This is a genomic window from Deinococcus sp. Leaf326, from assembly GCF_001424185.1.
Lineage (GTDB): Bacteria > Deinococcota > Deinococci > Deinococcales > Deinococcaceae > Deinococcus.
This window is the reverse complement of the sequence record NZ_LMOM01000021.1, coordinates 347581-370295: the sequence shown is the minus strand read 5'-3', so window position 1 is coordinate 370295 and position 22715 is coordinate 347581. Positions and strand designations below refer to the sequence as shown.

The 22715-nt window shown below is 70.2% G+C and carries 23 protein-coding genes and 2 pseudogenes; 16 read left to right on the top strand and 9 right to left on the bottom strand.

Annotation, left to right across the window (positions count from 1 at the left end):
• Positions 1-84: 84 nt before the first annotated feature.
• Together ASF71_RS08815 and ASF71_RS08810 are read left to right on the top strand one after the other, a co-directional pair.
• Positions 85-1137 carry a hypothetical protein gene (locus tag ASF71_RS08815; RefSeq protein WP_056298140.1) on the top strand — a complete coding sequence of 351 codons (1053 nt, stop codon included), beginning with the start codon at positions 85-87 and terminating at the stop codon, positions 1135-1137.
• 227 nt (positions 1138-1364) lie between these two features.
• Positions 1365-2552, top strand: coding sequence for a polysaccharide deacetylase family protein (locus ASF71_RS08810; RefSeq protein ID WP_235514259.1), 1188 nt, complete (start codon positions 1365-1367; stop codon positions 2550-2552).
• A gap of 60 nt (positions 2553-2612) precedes the next feature.
• Here the strand turns inward: ASF71_RS08810 and ASF71_RS08805 are convergent, their stop codons facing one another.
• Complete coding sequence (locus tag ASF71_RS08805; protein ID WP_056298137.1) at positions 2613-3323, bottom strand: 16S rRNA (uracil(1498)-N(3))-methyltransferase; 711 nt, start codon at positions 3321-3323, stop codon at positions 2613-2615.
• A gap of 9 nt (positions 3324-3332) precedes the next feature.
• Positions 3333-4142, bottom strand: a complete 810-nt coding sequence (locus tag ASF71_RS08800) for a 50S ribosomal protein L11 methyltransferase (protein WP_056298135.1) — start codon at positions 4140-4142, stop codon at positions 3333-3335.
• Positions 4143-4230: 88 nt separating this feature from the next.
• Here ASF71_RS08800 and proC point away from each other — a divergent pair, with 88 nt between their 5' ends.
• Together proC and ASF71_RS08790 are read left to right on the top strand one after the other, a co-directional pair.
• Positions 4231-5025 (top strand): pyrroline-5-carboxylate reductase, encoded by a 795-nt coding sequence (gene proC / locus ASF71_RS08795; RefSeq protein ID WP_056298132.1) that lies wholly within the window; start codon positions 4231-4233, stop codon positions 5023-5025.
• 116 nt (positions 5026-5141) lie between these two features.
• A complete protein-coding gene (locus ASF71_RS08790; RefSeq protein WP_056298129.1) occupies positions 5142-5684 on the top strand; it encodes a hypothetical protein in 543 nt (180 codons plus the stop codon).
• A 31-nt stretch (positions 5685-5715) separates the two neighbouring features.
• Here the strand turns inward: ASF71_RS08790 and ASF71_RS08785 are convergent, their stop codons facing one another.
• A complete protein-coding gene (locus ASF71_RS08785; protein ID WP_082505755.1) occupies positions 5716-6348 on the bottom strand; it encodes a glycosyltransferase family 2 protein in 633 nt (210 codons plus the stop codon).
• A 34-nt stretch (positions 6349-6382) separates the two neighbouring features.
• Positions 6383-7045, bottom strand: a complete 663-nt coding sequence (locus tag ASF71_RS08780; RefSeq protein ID WP_056298124.1) for a TetR/AcrR family transcriptional regulator — start codon at positions 7043-7045, stop codon at positions 6383-6385.
• 282 nt (positions 7046-7327) lie between these two features.
• On the opposite strand from ASF71_RS08780, the gene hpf reads away from it, so the two are divergent.
• The 7 genes and pseudogenes from hpf to ASF71_RS24975 all read left to right on the top strand — a co-directional run bounded on the left by hpf (position 7328) and on the right by ASF71_RS24975 (position 12389).
• Positions 7328-7891, top strand: a complete 564-nt coding sequence (hpf, locus tag ASF71_RS08775; protein ID WP_056298122.1) for a ribosome hibernation-promoting factor, HPF/YfiA family — start codon at positions 7328-7330, stop codon at positions 7889-7891.
• A gap of 113 nt (positions 7892-8004) precedes the next feature.
• Complete coding sequence (locus ASF71_RS08770; protein ID WP_056298117.1) at positions 8005-9141, top strand: butyrate kinase; 1137 nt, start codon at positions 8005-8007, stop codon at positions 9139-9141.
• Position 9142: 1 nt separating this feature from the next.
• Entirely contained in the window at positions 9143-9523 is a 381-nt protein-coding gene (locus ASF71_RS08765; RefSeq protein WP_056298114.1) for a hypothetical protein, read from the top strand.
• Positions 9524-9818: 295 nt separating this feature from the next.
• Positions 9819-10805 (top strand): ABC transporter substrate-binding protein, encoded by a 987-nt coding sequence (locus ASF71_RS08760; protein WP_056298111.1) that lies wholly within the window; start codon positions 9819-9821, stop codon positions 10803-10805.
• Between the two features lie 83 nt (positions 10806-10888).
• Positions 10889-11554: pseudogene (locus ASF71_RS24985) on the top strand (magnesium chelatase domain-containing protein); the annotation flags it as partial.
• Positions 11535-12014: pseudogene (locus tag ASF71_RS24980) on the top strand (ATP-binding protein); the annotation flags it as partial. The pseudogenes ASF71_RS24985 and ASF71_RS24980, both read left to right, overlap by 20 nt.
• 27 nt (positions 12015-12041) lie before the next feature.
• The gene (locus ASF71_RS24975; protein WP_235514275.1) at positions 12042-12389 is read left to right on the top strand and encodes a hypothetical protein; all 348 of its coding nucleotides are present in this window, start codon (positions 12042-12044) and stop codon (positions 12387-12389) included.
• 48 nt (positions 12390-12437) lie between these two features.
• On the opposite strand, the gene ASF71_RS08750 is transcribed toward ASF71_RS24975, so the two are convergent.
• A complete protein-coding gene (locus tag ASF71_RS08750) occupies positions 12438-14495 on the bottom strand; it encodes a M3 family metallopeptidase (protein WP_056298108.1) in 2058 nt (685 codons plus the stop codon).
• A gap of 86 nt (positions 14496-14581) precedes the next feature.
• Between ASF71_RS08750 and ASF71_RS08745 the strand changes: the two genes are divergently transcribed.
• Genes ASF71_RS08745 through ASF71_RS08735 form a run of 3 tightly spaced genes read left to right on the top strand, consistent with a single transcriptional unit; the run spans position 14582 to position 17245 of the window.
• Positions 14582-15559 carry a GNAT family N-acetyltransferase gene (locus tag ASF71_RS08745; RefSeq protein WP_235514257.1) on the top strand — a complete coding sequence of 326 codons (978 nt, stop codon included), beginning with the start codon at positions 14582-14584 and terminating at the stop codon, positions 15557-15559.
• Between the two features lie 34 nt (positions 15560-15593).
• Positions 15594-16535: a glutathione S-transferase family protein gene (locus ASF71_RS08740; protein ID WP_056298103.1), complete on the top strand. Its 942-nt coding sequence runs from the start codon at positions 15594-15596 to the stop codon at positions 16533-16535.
• Positions 16532-17245: a GNAT family N-acetyltransferase gene (locus tag ASF71_RS08735; protein WP_056298100.1), complete on the top strand. Its 714-nt coding sequence runs from the start codon at positions 16532-16534 to the stop codon at positions 17243-17245. Before ASF71_RS08740 ends, ASF71_RS08735 begins: the two co-directional genes overlap by 4 nt.
• A gap of 160 nt (positions 17246-17405) precedes the next feature.
• Here the strand turns inward: ASF71_RS08735 and queA are convergent, their stop codons facing one another.
• Positions 17406-18485, bottom strand: a complete 1080-nt coding sequence (queA, locus tag ASF71_RS08730; RefSeq protein ID WP_056298097.1) for a tRNA preQ1(34) S-adenosylmethionine ribosyltransferase-isomerase QueA — start codon at positions 18483-18485, stop codon at positions 17406-17408.
• Complete coding sequence (locus ASF71_RS08725; RefSeq protein ID WP_056298094.1) at positions 18482-19048, bottom strand: NYN domain-containing protein; 567 nt, start codon at positions 19046-19048, stop codon at positions 18482-18484. Before ASF71_RS08725 ends, queA begins: the two co-directional genes overlap by 4 nt.
• Positions 19049-19337: 289 nt before the next feature.
• Between ASF71_RS08725 and ASF71_RS08720 the strand changes: the two genes are divergently transcribed.
• Both ASF71_RS08720 and ASF71_RS08715 read left to right on the top strand, forming a co-directional pair.
• Positions 19338-20612, top strand: a complete 1275-nt coding sequence (locus ASF71_RS08720) for an aminopeptidase (RefSeq protein ID WP_056298091.1) — start codon at positions 19338-19340, stop codon at positions 20610-20612.
• Positions 20613-20761: 149 nt separating this feature from the next.
• The gene (locus ASF71_RS08715) at positions 20762-21256 is read left to right on the top strand and encodes a MarR family winged helix-turn-helix transcriptional regulator (RefSeq protein ID WP_056298088.1); all 495 of its coding nucleotides are present in this window, start codon (positions 20762-20764) and stop codon (positions 21254-21256) included.
• 10 nt (positions 21257-21266) lie between these two features.
• Here the strand turns inward: ASF71_RS08715 and ASF71_RS08710 are convergent, their stop codons facing one another.
• Entirely contained in the window at positions 21267-21875 is a 609-nt protein-coding gene (locus tag ASF71_RS08710; RefSeq protein ID WP_235514255.1) for a DUF2259 domain-containing protein, read from the bottom strand.
• 268 nt (positions 21876-22143) lie between these two features.
• On the bottom strand, positions 22144-22650 hold the full coding sequence (locus ASF71_RS08705) for a hypothetical protein (RefSeq protein ID WP_056298084.1): 507 nt from the start codon (positions 22648-22650) through the stop codon (positions 22144-22146).
• Between the last annotated feature and the right edge of the window lie 65 nt (positions 22651-22715).

Genomic DNA, 22715 nt, shown 5'->3' with positions numbered 1-22715 from the left:
ACTGGCCCGGTTTCTCTTCTTCTCTTCACCTGGGGCGGCCGTTCCCACGCCGCCGCTCATCACGCTGCACTTCAGGAGCCTGCCATGTACCGACGCACCCTGTCCGCCCTTCTGCCCGCGCTGCTGACCCTGGGCGCACAGGCCACGGCCGTCGGCGCCCCCACGCCGGCCGACCTGCGCTACGGCGGCGCCAATTTCAATGCCCTGGCCGCCGAGTCCTACAAACTGGCGGGCCTCGGCGGGCAGTTCACCGACTGGCTCGGTGCCGCCTACCAGAAGGCCGGCGTGCCCTTGGCCGGGGGCAAGACCCTGCTCGCGGGGCTGGACGCCCGCCGGGCCGCGCTGGGCGCCGCCAGAGGGGCCGAGAAGGACCGCCTGGCCCGCGAGACAGCTACCTGGGCCCACACCTTCATCAAGAAGGTCGTGCCGAAGTTCAGCCTGGAACGCGGCTACGAGTTCGCCAGCATTCCCAGAACCGGCGAGCGCCAGTGCCTCCTGCAGAGCACCATCATCGCGGGCCTGCTTCAGCGCGCGGGTTTGGACGCCGGCCTGGTCATGGTCTGGAAGAGCCAGAGCGGCCAGGAAAGCAATCTGGGCCACGTGACCAGCGTGCTGCGGCTGCCAGGGGGCGCGGGCGACGTGGAGGTGGACGCCAGCGAGCCCGACCCGACGGCCACTCACAGCGGCCTGCTGGCCTGGGTGGGGGGCGGCTACCGCTTCGTGGAGGCGAAGTTCGCCCCGGACAGCCTGATCACTGGCTACGCCCGCAGCGACGGCCAGGGCCCTATGAATGGCCTGGTCAAACCCGCCGCCCTAACCTTCCTGAGCCTGAACTATGTCCGCTCACAGTTCGACTACTACCGGGGCGAGCGGGCGACCGGCGGCGTGCTGGGCACCGGCACCGGTAAGGCCACACCGGCCGGGCTGGCGAGCAGCGAGAGCTTCCTGCGCCGGGCCCTGCGCGAGGAACCCGCCAACGCCCTGGCCGCCAGCGTGCTGGGCAACGTGCTGCGCAAGCAGGGCCGGGACGCCGAAGCCCGCGCGCAGTTCCGGGCGGCCGGCCGCCTGTACGCGGCCCAGGGCCGGACCCCGGCCGGGGTGCAGGCGTCCTTGAGTTGGGCGGCCGGCCCCAGCTGAAGCCGGGGCGACTCCGCGCCGTCCCGCCGCCTTTTCCGCTTTTCTCTCTCCACCTTTTTGCGACGATCCCTGAGAACGGGGCAGCCCGTCTCTCCGGCGGGCTCCCCGGCCCCGGTTACTCTTCGCCCCCAGACAGGACCCCCCTCTTGCGCGACTCTGCTCCTTCCCGCTCCGCCCGTCACTATCTTCTCGGCACGCTGTGTGGCGCCCTTTTCCTCGTTTCCCCGGTGGCCGGGGCACGCGCCGCTCTGGCGCAGCTTCCGCTGCCCGCAGCGGCTCCTGCCGGCACACCCGGACAGGTACAGCCGGTGGCGCCCGGCACCCGGCCCGCCCCGGCCATCCCCACCCTGACCCTGACGCCCCCCGTGCCGCAGGTCTACCGCACTGAGTACCTCAGCAACGGCTTCATCGAGGTCGCGCACGCCGTCATCACCCTCACGCCTGCCGAGCGGCCCCTGGCGCGCGTGCTGGCGGCCACCGTCGCGGCGCGCGTGTTCGCCGCCCGCCCCACGCTGGCCGAGGTGGACCTGAGCGTGTACGACAAGGGCAGCTACGCCGGCTTCGGCGGGCCGCTGCCCCTGCTGACCGCCAGCGTGCCGCAGGCCCGGCTGGGGGCCATGACCGCCTGGGCGCTGGGCCAGGAGAGGCCGGGACAGCCCCCCTACGACCGCGCCTGGGTCAACCCTGGCAACCTGCCCGCCTACCGCGAGCCCGACCGCGTGCGCGAGGTGGGCCCCACCCTGGTCGGCCCCGGTTCACCGTCCCGGCAAAGCGCCGCCCAGATCGCCCAGACCACGGCCCGGATTCGCGGCGGGTTGCAGGGCGGCTTCCTGTACCGCGCCCGCCGGGGCACCGAGGGCCTGGCCGCCCTGACCTTCGACGACGCGCCGCACCCCATGTACGAGCCGCTGCTGCTCGATCTGCTGCGCCGGGCGGGGGCTAAGGCGACCTTCTTCGTCATCGGGCGCAATGCCGCCGCCTACCCGTATTTCGTACGCGACATGGCGGCGCAGGGCCACGAGGTCGCCAATCACACCTACCACCACGTCCGTCTGCCGCCCCTGCCCACCGCCGAGGCCACCGACGAGATGCGCTGGGCCAACGAGGTGTTGCAGGGGCTGACTGGCAAGCCGGTGCGCTACTTCCGGCCGCCGGGAGGCGAGTACACGCCCGCCACCCTGGCCGCCGCGCAGTCTCTGGGCCTGACCACCGTCTTCTGGACCGACGACCCGGGCGATTTTCAGAATCCCGGCGACGCGCTTCTCGGCGCCCGGCTGCGGCGCAACCTGCGGCCCGGCGGCATCGTGCTTCTACACGATAACGCCCCGCAGACGCTCGACGTACTGCGCGAATTCCTGCGCGTGGCGCGGCGCTCGGGTATCAACCTGACGACGGTGGGGGGCCTGCCGAAGTGAAGGGGCCAGAGCGTGAGGGCGCGTTGCTGGACGCCCGCACGCTCCTGCACCCCCGCCCCGCTACACCCCTGTCGCCACGACCGCCCCCAGCATCGCCAGTGGAGCGGTCTCGGCGCGCAGGATGCGGGGCCCGAGGGTCACAGGAACCGCGCCGCGCGCGAGCAGCCCAGCGATCTCGGCCTCTGAGAACCCGCCCTCGGGACCGGACAGGACCGTGAGGGGCGCGGCCCAGTCGAGCAGATCGGGCAGCCGCGCCTCGGCGCCGGGATGGGCCACCACCAGCCGGCCCTCCCAGGTGAAGCGGGCGAGGTGCAGCGGCCCCTGCACCTCCGGCACCACGCGGCGGCGCGACTGGCGGGCGGCCTCCTCGGCAACGCGGCGCAGGCGCACGAGCTTCTGCGCGCCGATCTCGCGGGCGTCGGCGTGCGCGGTCACGAGGAGCTGGATGCGCGCCACGCCCAGCTCGGTCGCGGCGCGCACCACGTCCGCGAGCTTGTCGCCCTTGAGGAGCGCGATCGCCAGTGTCACGGGCTGCGGCGTCTCCCGGCCCAGGTCGGCGGCGCCCTCCGTACCGGCGTCCAGGTGCAGGGTCAGGACCGCGCGGCCCTCGTCCAGCTCGGCCAGGGTAGCCAGCGCCTCCCCGCCCCGTCCGTCGAAGACCTGCACCTCGTCGCCGGGCCGCAGCCGCATGACCTGAAGGTGCCGGACCTCCTGCGGCCCCAGCACCAGCCGCCCCGCCAGCTCGGACACGCGCACGCGGTGAACGCTCACTGCGCCGCCCTACTCGCCGCGCCGGGCCGTGACGAGCGCCCAGTCGCCGTCCTCCCGCACCGTCACACCGGTAAAGCCCTCGCGGTCCAGCGCCGCCCGGACCAGGTCTAGCTTGCCGGTCAGGATGCCCGTCAGGACCAGGGGGCCGCCGGGGACGAGGTGCGCGGCGTATTCGCCGGCCAACAGGTCGTGCAACTCGGCGTACAGGTTGGCGACCACGACGCCGAAGGGGGCGTCTTCGAGCTCGGACAGGTCGCCCAGACCCAGAGTGCCTTCCTCGAAGCGGGCCTGTGCCGGGGCCACCCCGTTGATCTCGGCGTTCTCACGCGCGATGGGAATGGTGATGGGATCGATGTCCACCCCCAGCGCGAACTCGGCGCCCAGCAGCGCCGCCGCGATCGCCAGCACGCCGCTGCCGGTACCCACGTCGAGTACCCGCACGCCCGCGAGGTCCAGCTCGCCCAGCGCCTCGGTCGCCATGCGGGTAGTCGCGTGGTGCCCGGTCCCGAAGGCCATGCCCGGCTCAATGACCAGCGGGCGGGTGCCCTCCTCGGCCTCGCCCGCATGCCACGGCGCCACGATGGTCAGGCGACCGGCGCGCACCGGGCGCAGGGTCCGGCGGAACTCGGCCTGCCAGTCCTGCTCGGCCTCCTCGGTCCAGTCGCCGTCGGCGATCTCGGGGGGCAGCGCCGTGCGGCCCCCGAAATACGCGCGGATGTGCCCGGCGCGTTCCTCCAGACCGGTCGCGCCGGCCTCCCACAACAGGTCGAGGTGCTCTTCTCTCGTGTCGAACGTGCCCGGCAGGCGGTAGACCAGCATATCGGGCGCAGTGTAGTACGGATGAGACCCTCGGCGGCGCAGACAGGCCGCGCCGGTCGCCGCCGCCCCCGTCCCTATACTGCCGGGCATGAAACTGGCCATCGTCGGCGTCGGTAAGCTCGGTCTCGCCCTGCTGGAGGGGGTCACGGCGCGCGGCGTGATCGCCCCGGGCGACATCGGGCTGCTCGACGCGAACACGGCGCGCGTGCAGGACCTCGCCGCGCGCACGGGCACCCGCATGATCCAGGCCAGCGACCTCGGCTCGGCGCAGCGGGTCCTCGTCAGCCTCCAGCCGCGCGTCTTTCCCGAGGTGACCGAGTGGCTCGCGCAGGAGAACACCGGCTACGTGAGCACGATGGCCGGAGTCAGCGTGAATACCCTGGTCCGGCGCCTGGGAACCCGGCGTGTGGTGCGCGTGATGCCCAACCTCGCCGCGACCATCGGCCGCTCGCAGACCGCCATCACCGGGCCGCGCGAGGCGCAGGAGGCCGGCGACCTCGCCTTCGCGCACGAACTGTTCGGGGCGGTGGGCGACGTGTACGACCTGCCCGAGAACCTGTTCAACGCCTTTACAGGCATGAGCGCCTCGGGACCGGGGTACGCCGCGGTGCTGGCCGAGGGCCTCGCCGACGGCGGCGTGCGCATGGGCCTACCGCGCCCGCTGGCGAACGAACTGGCCGCCAAGGTGCTCGTCGCCAGCGGCGAACTGCTGCAGCGCCGCGCTCACCCCGGCATGCTCAAGGACGAGGTCTCCAGCCCCGGCGGCACCACCATCGCCGGACTGGAAGTGCTGGAAACGGCCGGGGTGCGCGGCGCCCTGATGCGTACCGTGGTGGCCGCCACCAAGCGCAGCGCCGAACTTGGCACCGATCAGGAAGACTGAGTCCCGGAGGGTGGCGGGCCGAGGCTTTCCAGAGCCAGGGCTGGGCGGCCCGGTCCTCCGGAACGGTGGCCGCACCGTCAGAGTGCCGTGAGTCGCCCCTGCCTATGCTACGGCCAATGCTGTCTCTGCTGACGCGCTCCCTTTCTGCCGTTCTGCTGTGCGCCCTGCTGGGAGCGGCCGGCGCGGCGGCCCCCGCCGGGTACTACCCACAGGCGGCCGGAACGGCGTGGACCTACAGCAACGGCGAGCGGCAGGTCATGGGGGCCCCAGTCACCTACCGGGGCGTGGGCGTGGTGCCGCTGAGCCACGTGCTGGGCCGGGTCCTCGTCAGCCAGGACCTGCTGGAATACCGCGCCGACGGCAGCGTGTGGCTACGCGGGCTGCATACGGGTCAGGAGCTGCGTTGGTACGCCTCTCCCCTGCTCGTCTACCCCGCCGGTCCGCTGCGGCCGGGGCAGAGCTGGCGCAGCGGGGGCCGAACGGTCCAGGTCACGGGCGTCCAGGGAGTCGCCACGCCGGCCGGTACCTTCAATGCCCTGGTTCTCCGGACGCAGGAGGGAACCGGCCCGGCACATGACTCCTTCTTCGTGCCGGGGGTCGGTGTGGTGCGCTACCGGACAGCCGACGGCCGCACGACCGACCTGACCGCGCGTAAATGAGTCCATATACAGAGCGGCGGCCCCGCAGAGGTCAGCGTTTCTTGCGGACGCGGTAAGTCAGGAGGTCGGCGTACATCCGGGTCCGGGCGGTCGCACCCTGCCAGAAGCCGCGTTTCTTTTCCTTGACGACCTGCGCGACCTGCGGCAGTTCCACGTAGTCCCAGCGCGCGCCAGTTTCTTTGAGGTGAGCAGTGATGGCGGGTTCGGGCCAACGTTCCTCGGCAAGGTGCGGCACGGCCAGCAACCAGTCGCGGCGGCACGCCCGCTGCCCGCTGAGATGCGGCGTGAGCTTGTTCCCCCAGTCAGTGACGAAGCCCCCGCCCTCAAACACTCCGATGCTCATGTCGAGGTCACCCGAGAGCACCGGCCCCAGCAGCGTGTGCAGGTGCCCGGTGGTTAGGCCGGTGAGATCGGCATCGAGCATGACCACGTACTCGGCACGCGCCGCTTCCAGGGCCGCGTACAGCGCCGGACCTTTGCCCACGTTGCGGGTGAGCTCGATGACCTGCGCGCCGGCCCCGCGCGCCACCTCGGCCGTGTCGTCGGCGCTGCCGTCCGAGGCGACCACGACCTCCGGCGTCAGACTCAGGCCGACCCGCACCACGCCGGCCACCGTCTGGGCCTCGTTGTAGGCGGGAATGACCACCGCGACGCTGCGGGTCAAGCCGCTCACGCGGTCGGCGCGGGGCAGCCGGGCGTCAATCGCGGGCCGCCTCTCTGTTCAGGGTGACGCCGGGAGCCAGGGCGCCGTGCATCAGCAGCGAGAACCGGTCCTGCCAGTCGCGCAGCACCTCCCGCTGGTCACGGTGCCCACCGTGGAGCAGCGCCAGCAGGCAGGCGTCCACGAGTAGCGCGGCCAGCAGGTGCGTATTGGCGTCGGTGCGCAGATGGCCCTGGAGGCGCATGGCGTGCAGGACCGGCTCGACCAGGGCCACGAGCGTCAGGGCCGTGCGCACTTCCTGCCCCAGCGAGGCCGTGTTCTGCGTATGGGCGTCGGGACCCGGCCCCGGCCGCGCGCCCAGGACCGCCTGCCCAACCGCGCCCACCAGATGCCCGTACCGCACCCCCAGGTCGGCCATGCGCGCCGTGACGTGTTGCCACACGGCCTGCGGCGCGGTGCCGCTGCTCAGGCGGCTCAGGGCCTCGCTGCGGGTCTCGGAGACGGCACGCTCGAAATGCGCGAGCAGCATGTGGGTCTTGCTCGGAAAATACCGGTAGAGGTTGGTCCGGCTGACGAAGGCCGCGCGGGCGATGTCCTGAGCACTTGTCTGGTCTAGGCCACTGCGCGCGAACAGCTCGAAGGCCGCGCGGGCGATGCGCTCGCGCCGGGCCTCGGTCTGTTCCTCACGGTCCACTTTCACGCCCCACAGTGTAGAGCTCCTCTCTTACGCACAGTTGACAGGCGTCTAAGAAAGGCTTGAGACATCCAGGGCACCTGACGGGGGAAGCCCACACAGCCCGCGGGGCCGGAGCTGTGTCCTGCACTTCTCACAATAGCGCTCCGGATGAGCGAGCGCTGTGAAGCTCCGGGCTGACGCCAAGCTGACCCGGAGGGTAGAGTGGTCTCCCGGCGAGGCACAGCAGGCGGCGCGGGCCGCGAGTCACGCCCCTGCGGCTTTGCCGGGGACAGGAGGTTATTCCGGATGCACATCTACAAGCTGGCTGGCCGAAACGTCGACGTCACCGACGCCATGCGCGACTACGTCGAGGAGAAGCTCACGCGCCTCGACCGCTACAGCGACCAGATCACCGACGCCCGCGTCACCCTGACGGTGCGCGACGTGCGCGACTCGGGGCGGCGCAACCGCGTCGAGGTGCAGCTCAACGTCCCCAGCGGCATCATCCGCGCCGAGGAACACCACGCCGACATGTACGCGGCCATCGACAAGGCCAGCGACGTGCTCGAGCGTCAGCTCCGCAAATTCAAGACCCGCTACATGAAGCAGCGTCAGGAGACCCTCCCCGAGCCCGAACCCGGCCCGGCCGAGGCCGCCGTGGCCGCGGGCCTCGACGACGTGAGCGAATTCGAGCCTGAGATCGTGCGCCAGAAGCGCTTCGAGCTGCGGCCCATGTCCCCCGAGGACGCCGCTGCCCAGATGGAAGCGCTCGATCACGACTTCTACGTCTTCAAGAATATGGTCTCGGGCCTGACGGGCGTGGTCTACCGCCGCCGTGACGGCCACTACGGCCTGATCGAACCGAGCTGAGAGCAGACCCCTAAGAGGGGGCCAGGGTGCACGCGGCGCCCTGGCCCCCTTTCTTTGTTCCTCCCCCGCACACAGCGTGCAGGGTTGGCATCAGGTGATATGCTGGGGTGTTTATGATCGCGCATGTGGTCAATCCCGGAAGCGGCGGCGTCAAGCTGGCATGCGCGACCATCGAACCGAGCCTGAATCCGGCCCTGCCGGGTCAGCTTCAGGTGACGCTGACCCGTGCCGAGCTGCCCCTGAGCGAGCCCCCTACCCCCGGCGGGGTGAGCGGCCCAGCTCTGGACGACCTCGCCGCGCGCCTGCTGGAGCTGACCCGTGCGTGGCCCCGGCCCGACGTGGTCGTGGGACGCGGCGGCGAGATCGGCCGCGTACCGGCCGGCACCTACCGACTGACCCCCGAACTGGCCGAGCGAGCCCTGAACTGTGGCCGCCAGGACCTGCCCGCCAACCTGGGTGGGCCGCTGGCGCTGCGGCTCGCCCAGGCGTGGGGGGTTCCCGGCTTCATCGTGGACCCGCAGAGCGTGGACGAGTTGCTGCCTCAGGCGCAACTGACCGGTGTGGCGGGGCTGCGGCGCACCGCGCAATTCCACGCCCTCAATGCCCGCGCGGTCGCCCGGCGCGCGGCCTATGAAACCGGCAAGAAATTTGCCGACGCGCGTGTGGTCGTGGCCCACCTCGGCGCGACCACCAGCGTTACAGCCTTCGACCAGGGACGGGCAATAGACACCACCGGCAGCGGCGCGGGCGGCGGACCGCTGGGCGCTCGGCAGAGCGGGCCGCTGAGTGCGGGCGCGGTACTGCGGCTGCGCGCAGACTACGGCGATGAGGAACTGCTGCGGCTGCTGACCCTGGGGGGCGGGTTTCAGGCCCTGACCGGCAGCGCCGACCTGCGCGAACTCGAGGCCCGCGAGATGGACGACCCGGCGGTGCAGGCCGCCACCGCCGCGTTCGTCCATCAGGTATGTAAGGCGGTCGGCGAGCAGTGCGGCGCGCTGCCGGGTCGTCCGGACGCCGTAGCTCTGACCGGCGGCATCGCCCGTTGGGACAGCTTGGTCGACCGGATCGAACGCCGGCTCGCCTGGACGGCGCCCGTAATCGTGGTTCCCGGCGAGCTGGAGCTCGAAGCGCTGGCCGAGGGGGCCGGCCGGGTCCTGTTCGGCCTGGAGGGCCTGCGCGAGTGGTCACCTTCGGGCGTGACTGTGCTTCCACCAGCCCCGACGTTTCCTCAACCGGCCGGGGTGCGCTGAGATGGCCTCCCGCCGCCGAGGTCAGAGTGCTCTGTCTCACGAGCCCATCCGCGCCACGAGCATGTGGCGGGTGGATCAGGTGTTCCTGGCCCGCCGGGGCCAGCGCGTCGAGGTGATCTGTTCGCTCGTCAACGACCGGGGTGGCCTGCGCAACCTCAGCGTGGTGGCTCCCACCGACGACCCGCAGCTGGCCGTGCGCCACGCCGCACGCTTTATCGCTGGCAAGGGGAACGTGAGCGGCGCGCGTCAGGCCCGCGTGCGCTGGGCCCGCGAGCAGACCACGACGCTGCAGGATGAGCTGATCCGCGACGAACAGCTCGAAGACGATTTTCTCGACGAGTTCGAGGAGACTTTGGCGGCCGTGCGCGACCAGATGCGCTGAGTGGACAGATGAGACGGACAGGCCCACTCCCAAGTGAGGCGCGCGAACAAAGTGCCCTGAGCTCTGTCGGAGATTCGGAGATATGGCAGGTCAAAATACTGGAGATCACCTCGTTGACGTCGAGTGCTCCCAACACAGTGATGCCGGGTAACGCGTGGGGGTGCTGAAACCCATCACGAAAAGATGCAACTCCCGAGTTGCAGGCTCCTTCCAAACGTTTTGATCACCTATTCCGCCGGATTCGTACATACGATAGTTGACCTAAATCATCAACTTCTCTGTTAGACTGCCTGGAATGAAGCGTCTTTCTGCCTCCCTCCTCCCCCTCGCCGCCCTGGCGCTCGCCGCCGGCCCGGCCCAGGCCCAGCAGGTACGGGAACTGCGCCTGGGCATCTTTCCCAACGTGACCCACGCGGCCGGACTGGTCGCGGTCAACCGGGGCCTCATCCAGAAGGAACTGGGGAGCGGCGTCAAGCTGGTGGTCAAGGAATTCGCCAACGGCTCGCAGGTCAACGAGGCCTTCGCCGCCGGGGCGATCGACGCGGCCTACGTCGGACCGGGGCCGGCCATGAACGCCTTCCTGCGCGGCGTGCCTATTCAGGTGTACGCGGGCGCGGCGAACGCGGGCGCCGTGCTGGTGGGCCGCAAGGACAGCGGCGTGCGTAACGTCAAGGGACTGGCGGGCAAGAAGGTCGCCGTGCCCACACGCGGCAGCACGCAGGACATCAGCCTGCGCCACCTGCTGCACGAAAACGGCCTGAAGGCCAGCGATGAGGGCGGCAACGTGACAGTCGTGCCTATCGACCCGGCCAACATGCCTGCCGCCTTCGCCAGCAAGCAGGTGGACGCCGCCCTGGTGCAGGAACCCTGGGGCGCCGTCCTGGAGACGCAGGGCGCGCGCCTGGTCGCCAACGAAAAAGCCATCTGGGAGGGCGGCAACTACACCACCACCGTCCTGACCGTGAACACGAAATACGCGGCGCAGAACCCCGAAGCCGTGCGCGGACTGCTGCGCGGGCACCTCGCGGCCATCGCCTACATCGGCCGGAGCAATGCGGGCGCGCAGAAGGCGATCGCCGACCAGATCGAACTGTTCACGCGCAAGCGGCCCAACAGTGGCGAACTGTTCAAGGCACTGGCCCGCACCCGCATCACCTGGGACATCAATCTCAAGACCCTGGGCGAGTACGCGCAGCTCAACAAGGAAGCCGGCTTCGCGCGCGACGTGCCCGACCTGAACAAGTTCGTGGACCTGAGCCTCATTCGCAGCCTGGCGAAGTAGACCGCCGGTCGGTAAGAGCCCTGTGCAGCGCGCCTCCTAGAGTGGGAGGCGTGATTTTTTCTGTCCGGAAGGCGGTTTCCTAGGTGCTCGCCCGCGCCCGCAGCGTGGCCTTGATCGGCGTGGACGCCGTCCCGGTCGAGGTCGAGGTGGACGTGTCGCCGGGTCTGCCGGCATTCTCCATCGTGGGCCTGCCGGACCAGGCGGTGAGCGAGGCGCGCGAGCGGGTGCGGGCGGCCATACGCAACGCGGGTCTGCCCTTTCCAGCCGCGCGCATCACGGTCAACCTCGCGCCCGCCGACCTGCGCAAGGAGGGGCCGCTGTACGACCTGCCCATCGCGCTGGGGGTTCTGGCGGCGCAGGAGCTGATCCCTGCCGGAGCGCTGAACACCGTGCTGGCGGCCGGTGAGCTGGCTCTGGACGGCTCGCTGCGCTCCATCGCGGGGGCGGTGAACCTGTCGCTGCTGGCCGCCGAGCTCGGACTGCCCGCACTGCTGCCGCAGGGCAATGCGCCCGAGGCCACCCTGATTGAAGGCGTGACCGTCTACGGCGCGCCCTCGCTGCGCGCCGCCGTCGCGCATCTGAGTGGGCAGGCCACGCTGTCCCCCCACCTGCCGGACGATCCGGAAGACGACCCGGCGCATTTTGCCGATCTCGCCGACCTCAAGGGGCAGGCGGCGGCGCGTCGGGCGCTGGAGGTGGCGCTGGCCGGAGGGCACAATCTGCTGCTGATTGGATCGCCGGGCAGCGGCAAGACGATGCTGGCCCGCCGCGCGCCGGGGCTGCTGCCCCCCCCTGACCCGCGCCGAAGCGCTGGAGGTCACGCGCATTCACTCGGCAGCGGGCCTGCTCACGCGCCGTGGGCAACTGAGCCGACACGCGCCCTTCCGCGCGCCGCACCACACGGTCTCGGACGCCGGCCTGATCGGCGGAGGCAGCGTCCCGCGGCCCGGCGAGGTCAGCCTCGCGCACCGGGGCCTGCTATTTATGGACGAGTTCCCGGAATTCAGCCGCAAGGCACTGGAAACCCTGCGGCAACCGATGGAAGACGGACACGTCAGTCTGTCCCGCGCCCGCGCCACCGTGACCTATCCGGCGAATTTTCAGCTCGTGGCCGCCATGAACCCCTGCAAGTGCGGATTTCAGGGCGACCCCGAGAAGGCCTGCACCTGCACCGCCGCCGAACGCACCCGCTACGCTGCGCGCCTGAGCGGGCCCCTGCTTGACCGCATAGACACTGTGGTACGCGTCCCCCGCCTGACGGTGGAAGAACTCACTCGCGCGCCCGAGCCGGAAGCCTCCGCCCCCGTGCGTGCGCGCATCGCCGCCGCCCGCGAGCGGATGCTTGCCCGGCAGGGAACGCGCAACGCCGACCTCGCGGGCCAGCTTCTGCGCCGGCACGCCGAGCTGGCGGCGGGTCCGCTCGCCTTCGCGCAGGCGGCGGCCCGGCAGCTCGGCCTCACCGGGCGCGGCTACGACCGTCTGCTGCGCGTGGCCCGCACCGTGGCCGACCTCGCGGACAGCGACGCAGTTCGCGAGGCCCACCTGGCCGAAGCGGTGACGTACCGGCCCAGGGACCTGGGCTGAGGAAAGGAGCATCTCCTCAGCCCACCCCGGTGGTAGGACTCGCTTGCCTTAGAGAAGGCCGGTGCGACGCAGCAAGGCGTCCGCGTCGGGGTCGCGGCCCATGAAGTCGCGGTAGAGCTGGGCAGGGTCGTCGCTGTTGCCGCGCGAGAGGATGGTATCCACGTACGACCGGCCCGTCTCGCGGTTGAACAGGCCCTCCTCGGCGAAGCGCGAGAAAGCGTCGGCGTCGAGCACCTCGGCCCACTTGTAGCTGTAGTACCCGGCGCCGTAGCCCACCGGCGAGCTGAACAGGTGGCCGAAGCTGGCGACCTGGGCATAGTTCTCCGGCAGTGGGAAGGGGATGAAGCGGGCCATCGTCTCGCGCGCCAGTTCGACCGGGTCGGTGCCCGACTGTGGGTCGTACTCGACGTGCAGGGTCAGGTCGGTGAGGCCAAAGGAATACTGGCGCATCGCCACGTTCCCGGCGCGGTAGTTGCGCGCGGCGACGAGCTTGCGGAACAGCTCCTCGGGCAGCGCCTCGCCGGTCTGGTAGTGGCGGGCGAAGAGGTCGAGGGCCTCACGTTCCATCACCCAGTTCTCCATGATCTGCGAGGGCAGCTCGACGAAGTCCCAGGGCACCTGCGTGCCGCTCAGCGACCGCACCGGCACGCGGCTCATCGCGTGGTGTAGCAGGTGGCCGAACTCGTGGAACACCGTCTCGACCTCACGCACCGAGAGCAGGGCGGGCGTGCCTTGGCCCGGAGGGGTCATGTTGCCGCACATCAGGCCCAGGTGCGGCTCGGTACCGTTCTCGCGCGGGCCGCCCGTGATGAAGGCGTTCATCCACGCGCCGCCGCGCTTGGTGTCGCGCGGGAACCAGTCGGTGTAGAAGGACGCGACGTGCGTGCCCGCCTCGTCACGGATGTCGTAGAACCGCACCTCGGGGTGCCAGCCGGGCGCCTGCGCCTCGGTGACGGTAATTCCGAAGACACGGCGACATAGCTCGAACAGGCCCGAGAGGACATTGTCGAGGGCGAAGTAGGGCCGAAGCGCCTCCTCGTCGAAGTCGTACTGGGCTTGGCGCTGCTTCTCGGCCCAGTAGGGCCCGTCCCAGGGCTGCAGCTCGGGCGCCCCTTCGCCGGCCTGCGCGTGGTAGAAGGCGACCAGCTCGGCATTCTCGCGCTCGAAGGCGGGCCGGGTGCGGGCTTCGAGGTCGCGCTCGAAGCGCAGGGCGTTGTCGCCGCTGCCCGCCATCCGGTCCTCGAGGACATAGTCCGCGAAGTTGCGGAAGCCCAGCAGCTCGGCCTGCTCGCGGCGCAGCGCCAGAATCTCACGCACGAGCGGGCGGTTGTCGCGTCCCGGCTCCTGGCCCACGCGGGTCTGGGCCTCCCACAGCTCGCGCCGCAGTTCGCGGTCGTCGGCGTAGGTCAGGATGGGCGAGATGACCGGCTGGTGCAGGGTCAGGCGGTGGCCTTCCCGGCCGCGTTCCTCAGCGTCGCGGCGGGTGGCCTCCTTGACCCGCTCGGGCACCCCCGCGAGGCGCTCTGCGGGAACGTACAGTTCGAAAGCTGCCGTAGCGTCCAGCACGTTCTTGCCGAAGTCGTTCGTCACGTTGGCCAGCTGGGTATTGACCTCGGTCAGCCGGGCCTTCTTGTCGTCCGGCAGGTCGGCGCCGCCCCGGCGGAAGTCGTCGATGGTGAGCTTGAGGTGCCGGGCGCGCACGGGGTCGAGGGCGCGGGCCGCGTCCGTCTCGGCGAAGGCCTTGAGGGCCGCCCACAGGCCGGGGTGCAGGCCCAGTTCGGTGTAGAAGGCACTGGTTTTGGGAATGATCGCCTTGCGGGCCGCCTGCCACTCGGGTGAGGTCACCACGCCGTCGAGGTGCCCGACGATGGTCGTCACGGTGCTGAGCTGCTCGGTGAGCACGTCAAGATCGGCCATGAAGTCCACAAAATTGCGCTCGCTGGAGGCCGCCAGGTGCTCGACCCGCTCGCGGGCTTCCGAGAGCAGCGTGTCAATGGCCGGCTCAGCGTGCTCAGGCCGAATGCGGTCGAAGGGAATCCGGAAACCGATGTTCAGCAGCGGGTTGGCGCTGTCCACGGGCGGCGTGCCGGGTGCAGGATTGTTCATAGCTGAGGAGTATAGGCCGATCCCCTCAGGAGTCGCCTAGGCCGGATGGCGCATGGACGCGCTTCCGATTCGTGCTCTGCTCCGTCATGGCGACCTTTTCTATCCCCCCACCTACCCTGCCCATTGGCCTGCGCCTGCACTCCGTGACGGCCGCCGACCACCGCCGCCTCGCCGCCTTTTTGAGCGTGTGTCATCCCGAACAGCCGGTGACCGCCGAAGACCTGGACCGGCTGGCACAGGGCCGGATGCCCGGCGAGGTCCATGCGGCGACCCTATTGCTGCGGGGCGACGCGTTGGTGGGACTAGCCGAGACGGGCACACCGCGCATGGACGGCCACCCCGGCTGGCTGGAGGTGACGGTGCGCGCCGCCGATCCGGCGCTGGGCGCGGCGCTGCTGGAACTCGCCGAGGCCCAGGCGCGGGCCCACACCCCGCACACCCTGGTCACGCGCGTGCATGAGGACTGGTGGGAACGGGGGCTGTACGAGGCGCACGCTTACGCCGAACACGACCGCATGTGGCCCAGTACCCTCGACCTCACCACAGTCGACTTCGGCCGCTTTGCCGCCTACGAGGAGCGGACGCGGGCAGCAGGTATCACGGTGCGGCCCCTGTCCAGTCTTGGGGCTTTTGACGAGGCGGCGCAGCGGCGGCTGTACACCCTGATGGCGGCCCTGCTGCGCGACGTGCCCAGCGCGACGCCGGTCAGCGTGTGGCCCTTCGAGACGTGGCAGCGCCGAGTGGTGCCGCACCTGCACCACCCGGAAGGCCTGTTCATCGCAATTGCCCCGGACGGCCAGTGGGTAGGTCTGAGCGAGTTGCACACCCCCTACGCCGCCCACCCCGGCACCGTGCGCAACGGCCTGACAGGCGTGCTGGGCGCGTGGCGCGGTCACGGCGTCGCCTTCTCGCTGAAGCTGGCGGCGGCCCGCGCGGCGCGGGAACGTGGGTTCACGCACGCCCGGACCGGCAACCACAGCGCGAACGCCCCCATGCTGGGCATCAACGCGGCGCTGGGCTTCGTGCGCGAACCCGCCACCGTGACGCTGATCAAGACCCTTTAACATTAAGCGGCCACTAGGCGGGCTACACTGGCGCATGACCAGCCAGTTTCCCGCCGAGACGAGCGCCACGGGCGCCTTCGTGCGGCAGAAGTACCAGTTTCAGGGCCGCTTTTCCCGCGACGGCAGTCCCCCCTTTCCGGCCGAGGCCGGGCGTTACCGCCTGTACGTGTCGCTGGCCTGCCCGTGGGCGCACCGCGCGGTGATCGTGCGCGGGCTGCTGGGGCTGGAGGACACCATCAGCATGGCGGTCGTGGACCCGGTGCGCGACGAGCGCGGCTGGGCGCTGCGCGACGGCCCCGGCCACAGCAGCGACGGCGTGTGCGGCTTCGAGTTCCTCTCGGAGGCGTACCTGCGCACCGATCCCGCCTACCAGGGCCGCTACACCGTGCCGTGCATCTGGGACACGGTGACGGGGCAGCTTGTGACGAACAACTACCCCGACATCACCCTCGATTTCGAGACGCAGTTCGTGGACTTCCACAAGCCCGGCGCACCCGACCTCTACCCCGAGGCACCGAGGCCCGAGATCGACGCGCTGAACGCGGTGATCTATACCGACGTGAACGACGGTGTGTACAAGGCCGGCTTCGCCGCGAGTCAGGCCCCCTACGAGGAGGCCGTCACCCGCCTGTTCGCGCGGCTGGACGCCCTGGAAGAGCACCTGTCTACCCGGCGTTACCTCGTCGGCGGGCAGCTGACCGAGGCCGATATCCGGCTGTTCACGACACTGGTGCGCTTCGACGCCGTGTATGTAGGGCATTTCAAGTGCAACCTTCGGCGGCTGGTGGACTACCCGAACCTGTGGGGCTACGCGCGTGACCTGTTCCAGCGGCCCGGCTTCCGCGAGACCGTCAACTTCGATCACATCAAGCGGCACTACTACATGACCCATGAGCGCCTAAACCCGAGTGGGGTCGTGCCGCTGGGGCCACTGAGCGACTGGGACGCGCCTCACAGCCGCGCGAGCTTGACATGAGCATCGTCTGGGAGGACGGCCCGCTGGGCAACCCCATCTGGACGGCGCTGCGGGGCCCGCAGGCCGCGTTTGCGCAGACCACGAACTTGGCCGCCCACTACGCTCCCCCGGTCGCCGTCTTCGCCGGTCTGGCAGAAGACACTCCGCAGGCCTGGGCCGACCTGACGGCGATGACCCCGGCAGGCGGGCTGGCCGTGCTGTTCGCCCCCGAGGTCATTGATGCCCCGGCGGGCTGGACGCGCGGCTTCGTGGGCAACCCGCTGCAGATGGTGCAGGCGCGGCCCCAGGCGACTGGGGCTCAGCCTGACGGTCTGAGTGTGCGCGAGCTGACCGCCGACGACGTGGGGGCCATGATGGACCTCACCGCCCTGACCCGCCCCGGTCCCTTTCTGCCCCGCACGCCCGAGCTGGGGCTGTACCTGGGCGTGTGGGACGAAAGCGGCGACGCCCCCCGCCTCGCGGCGATGGCCGGGCAGCGCCTCCAGCCGCCGGGGCACCGCGAGATCAGCGCGGTGTGTACCCACCCCGACTACCGGCGCCGGGGCCTGGCCCGCACCCTGGTCGCCCGCCTCGCGGCGCACAGCCACGCGGCGGGCGAGGTGCCGTTCCTGCACGTGAATTTGGAGAACGAGGGCGCCGTCGCTGTGTACCGCGACCTGGGGTTCGAGCCGGTGCGGCAGCTCCGCGCGACGGTGCTGAACAGGGAATAGGAATGGATTGGGCAGTAGGAGAGGCGCGTTTGGCCTGTCAAATATAGAAACCAGCCCTGCTGCCGCACTAGCTCCACTAGCCACTGTCTGTCCATGGCGACCACCTGTTCCTATGGGCTGGGAATCTGGGGAGTTAAGCGCCCTGGACCGGAAAAGTCCCTCAGCTCCGCGTGTTCTCCAACAACATCGCGTCCCCCAGGGAGTAGAACCGGTACTCCCCCTCCAGCGCCGCCCCATATGCCGCCCTGATCCGTTCCTCGCCCGCGAACGCCGAGACCAGCAGCAGCAGCGTGCTGCCCGGCAGGTGCAGATTGGTGATGAGCAGATCGGGCACGTTGACGGGCGTCCCCGGCGTGATGAAAATCCGGGTGTCGCCCTCCCCTGCCCGCACCGCCTCGCCGTCCCAGGCACTTTCCAGCGTGCGGACGGTCGTCGTGCCGACCGCCACCACGCGGCGGCCCTCGGCACGGGCGCGGTTGATCGCCCCGGCAGCAGCCTCGCTCACCGAGTACCGCTCGGCGTGCATGACATGCTCGGCCACCGGCCCCGAGACCGGCTTGAAGGTGCCGGCCCCCACGTGCAGGGTCACGCTGGCGCGCTCGATACCACGCGCGTCCAACCGTGCCAGAAGCTCGGGCGTGAAGTGCAGCCCGGCGGTCGGCGCGGCCACGCTGCCGGGGGTCTGCGCATAGACGGTCTGATAGCGCTCACGCCAGTGGGCCTCGGACTCGGCCGTGCCCGCGTCAATGTACGGCGGCAGCGGCAGCCGCCCGATTTCGTCGAGATGAGGTTTGAGGTCATAGCCGAAGCGCAACAGCCGCGCGCCGTCGTCGAGCACGCCCACGACCTCGGCGCGGTGTTCACCGCCCGGCCCCAGCAGCAGCACGTTTCCGGCGCGCCGCGCGGGCTTGAGGTAGGCGCTCCAGACGTTCGCCTCCTCCTCGCGCAGCAGCAGGACCTCGACCTGGCCGCCGCCGAACCCGCCGGCGTCCACCGGCTTGCGGGCCATGACGCGCGCCGGGATCACGCGGCTCTCGTTGAACACGAGCAGGTCGCCGGGCCGCAGCAGGTCGGGCAGGTCGCGGAAGATATGGTGCGTGATCTGGTCGTCCACCACCATCAGCCGCGAGGCGTCGCGAGGCTCGGCGCCCGTCTGGGCAATGCGCGCCTCCGGCAGCTCGAACTTCAGGCGGCCGAGCACGGCGTCGGCAGTGTGAACCGGGTCAGGCACCGGGATCATTCCTCGGCCTTCTCCTCGGTCTTGCTGGCCTGACCGCCCTTCTGGCGCGCGGGCATCAGGCCACCCTCGATGTCGGGCAGGTGCGTGAACCGGTCGGCGGCGTCGATGAGCTTCTGGGCCGTGTGCTCACGGAAGGCGATGACCTCGACCCGCTTGCCGCGCTCCTGGAGCACCTCGACGATGTCGGTAAAGTCGCCGTCACCGCTGCCGAGTACCACCACGTCGAAATGGTCCATCATCCGGACCATGTCGGCCACGATGCCCATGTCCCAGTTGCCCTCGTAGATGGCCTTGCCGCCATCGGTGACGTGGTGCAGCGTGAGGTTCATGCGCCGCACCTTGTAGCCCAGCGCCGAGAGCTTGAAGATGAATGGCCGCGCCGTGGCCTCGTTCTCACGCTCGACGGTATAGCTGATGGCGTGGACGAGCTCGCGGTCCTCGGTGGCGACCTTGAGGATGGTCTCGAAGTTGACGGTGCGCTCCAGCAGGTCGCGCGCCGAGTGATAGAGGTTCTGGGTATCCACGAACAGCCCCACGCGGGGCCGGTGTACGACGTAGTGCATTGCGTTTCTCCTGTTGGGGTTCGCCAGGTGTGGGCGAGCTGAAATAGGCGGGAAGCGAAAGGGTGGACGGCCAAAAGGAAGCGGCCAGAAGACCGGGGAACGGCGGGCCGGGCCAATCGCACGGCGCCGGCCCCAGCATAGAGCAGAGGAGGCAGGGGCGATGGCCTGTGGCCCCGGGAAGGAGGCAGGGCGCCGGAAAGTGCAGGCAACTTCTCTCCCCCCGGCGTCTCACCCCCACTCCCCAGACAGGCCCGGCTTCCCTTTTCCCAAAGCAGGTAGGCTGGGCAGCATGACGACCCCCACGCCGACCACCGCCCTCGCCCAGGCCCAGGCCGCCTACGCCGAGTTGCAGGCGCGGGGACTCAAGCTCAACCTGCAGCGCGGGCAGCCGTCCGACGCCGACTTCGACCTCAGTAGCGCCCTCCTGACGGCGCTCGGCGAGACCGACACGCATCTGGACGGCACCGACCTGCGCAACTATCCCGGGGGAGTGGCGGGCCTGCCCTCGGCGCGCGCGCTGTTCGCCCAGTACCTCGACGTGAAGGCCGAGAACGTCCTCGTGTGGAACAACTCCAGCCTGGAATTACAGGGCATGGTCCTGACCTTCGCGCTGCTTCACGGCCTGCGCGGCTCACCTGCGCCCTGGGTGGCGGAGGGCCAGAAGCCCAAGATGATCGTGACGGTGCCGGGCTACGACCGCCACTTCCTGCTGCTCCAGACCCTGGGCTTCGAGCTGCTGTGCGTGAATATGGAGGCCGACGGCCCCGACGTGGACGCCGCCGAACTGCTCGCGGCGGGCGACCCTGCGGTCAAGGGCATCCTGTTCGTACCAACCTACTCGAACCCCGGCGGCGAGAGCATCAGCGCCGAGAAGGCGCGGCGCCTCGCAGGGCTCCGGGCGGCGGCACCCGACTTCACCATCTTTGCCGACGACGCCTACCGCGTGCACCATCTGGACGGCGAACACGACGAGCCCGTGAACTTCGTGGCGCTGGCCCGTGACGGCGGGTACCCCGACCGCGCCTTCGTGTTCGCGAGCACGAGCAAGGTGACTTTCGCCAGCGCGGGCCTGGGCTTCGTGGCGAGCAGCGAGGACAACGTCAAGTGGCTCGGCAAGTACCTGGGCGCGCAGAGCATCGGCCCCAACAAGGTCGAGCAGGCCCGTCACGTCAAGTTCCTGAACGCCTACGAGGGTGGGCTCGAAGGCCTGATGAGGGACCATGCCGCCCTCATCGCGCCCAAGTTCCGCGCGGTGTACGAGGCGCTGGAAACCGAACTGGGTGAGGGTGGCGGCGGCTACGCCACCTGGGCCACGCCGCGCGGCGGCTACTTCATCAGCCTGGACACGGCCGAGCCCGTGGCGTCGCGGGTGGTCGAACTGGCCGAGGCCGCCGGCATCAGCCTCACGCCGGCCGGCGCGACCTACCCGGACGGACAGGACCCCCGCAACACCAACATCCGGCTCTCGCCCACTCGCCCCCCACTGGCCGAGGTCGGCGAGGCGATGCGCGGCGTGGCCACCTGCATCCGGCTGGCGAGCGAAGAGGTGCGGGCTACCCGCTGAAACCGGAACCCCCCTGCGTTTTCCTCCGTCGCCAAGGCCGGGCCTCGGCGACGGAGGAAACCCGCGCGGTGGCGGATGACCCACCGAACAGCTTAGCCGGTCTTCATATCACCTTGATTTCTGACGCTGGATTGCGGAGGATACCCCCTATGCCTACCCGTTACTCCGGGACTCCCGAGGAACGCCAGGCGCTCAGCACCTATATCAGGCTCTGGCGCGCCTCCCATGCCGTGGAAGTCGCCGCCAACCGCCACCTGGCCGATCATGGCCTGACCACTAGTCAGTTCGGCGTGCTGGAGGCCGTCTACCATGTCGGGCCCCTGAGTCAGCGTCAGCTGGCCCAGAAGATCCTGCGCTCGAGTGGCAACCTCACGATGGTTATCGACAACCTGGAGCGCGACGGCCTCGTGACGCGCGAGCGCGACCCTCAGGACCGCCGGGTGATGCGCGTGACCCTCACCACCGAGGGCGAGGCGCTCATTGCCCGAATGTTGCCCGACCATGTGCGCGGCATCTGCGAGCTGTTCGGGGTCATGGAGCCGGCGGAACTCGAGACCCTGGGCGACCTGCTGCGCAAGCTGGGGCTGGCGGTCGTGGACCTGCCCGGGCCACCCCCCGTTCCGGGCAGGCCCGGCAAGTCCTGAACCGATCCCCCTAGCGCAGCCGCGCCGCCACGAATACCGGCAGGGCGTCCGGTCCCTCAAAACCGGGGCGGTAGGCGCGCACGGTCAGCAGGGCGCGGTCGCCCTGAATGTCCACCCGGTCGAGCCGGAAGCGGGCCACGCAGGTCGGCAGCCGGACCAGGCCAGCCACGCGCTGCCCGCCGACCCGCAGCGTGAAGGTGGCCGGCACCGCGCCGCCTGGCAACAGATCCGGGAAGTCGCAGGCCACGCCGCTGGCCCGCACCCCCAGCACCAGCGGCACCGGGCGGGACCACAGCACGACCGGAACACTGCGGCTCTGGCCCGCCCCGATGCCCTCGCCCCAGGTGGGAAAGGGCGAGGTTGGCGCCCGGTAACGCGGGACCGACGTGCGGCCGAGCCAGAGGTTCCAACCCTTCAGCCGGACCTGTTCTCCCCGCAGCACCTGGGCTTCGAGCGCGGCGGGCGTCACCCCCGGCGTCTCGTCCGAGAGGGTGCGGTCGCGCAGGGTGCGGCCGGTGCCCGTGTCGAGCACGACCAGCCGCGCTTCGGGAAAACCGCTGCCGTCCAGAATCTGCCGGGTCAGCACGAGCACCCGCGCGCCGTCGGGTGAAAACGCCACCCGCGTCACCTCGGGCCGGTTGGCCGCGAGCGCAGGGGTCCCGAGAAGCGCCGCGCCGAGAAGGGCGGTCCGGCAGGCCCGGCCCCGGAGTCCAGACCGGGTCCTGGCGCCTCTGCCGAGCACCGAAAGCTTGACGGAAACCTTTCGCCAGAGCCGGATACCTGTCATCCCGTTGCCTCCCCGGTCGCGGCCGCGCCGCTTCCCATGTTCAGGTGGGTCCGTCCTGGAAGGAGGCGCAGGCCACCTGCCGCCTGGCCTCTTCCGGGCCTCAAAAACGGACGGTGGCGAGCACCTTGGTATACAGCGCGTTGGCCGCGGCGTAGCGCGCCGCCGTGTCGGTGAGCTGGAAGGAATACAGGTTCTTGGAGCCGTTGCCGAACCACACCCGCATCCTCAGCACGTCCTTGCCCTTGCTCAGTTGGTACTCGCGCTCGGTTCCACTGACGCCGCCGTAGCTCGCGGCCCGGCTCGTGAGGGTCTTGAGGGTGACGCCCGTAGACTTGAGCCCCTGCTCGAAGCCGCCGAGCTCCTGGACCACGTTGATCGCCTTGCCGTTCTTGGGCACGAACAGTAGCCGGATCATGGTGGCGGGCGGCGCCTTGGCCGAGACCATACTTACGCCGCTCGCCCTGTCACCGAGGTCCACGCCCAGCCAGCCCTGCGGATGGCTGAAACGGAAGGGCAGCTTGGGATCGCTCAGGGGGACCAGCGTCTGCGCGCCGGCCAGGGTGCCGGCCAGCAGGGCGACGGGGAACAATGTGCGCAGAACCTTCATGGCCGCACCGTACCAGGGCCGCATGATGACCGGCTAAGGGACGCGCCCAAGGGACGCTCACGCGG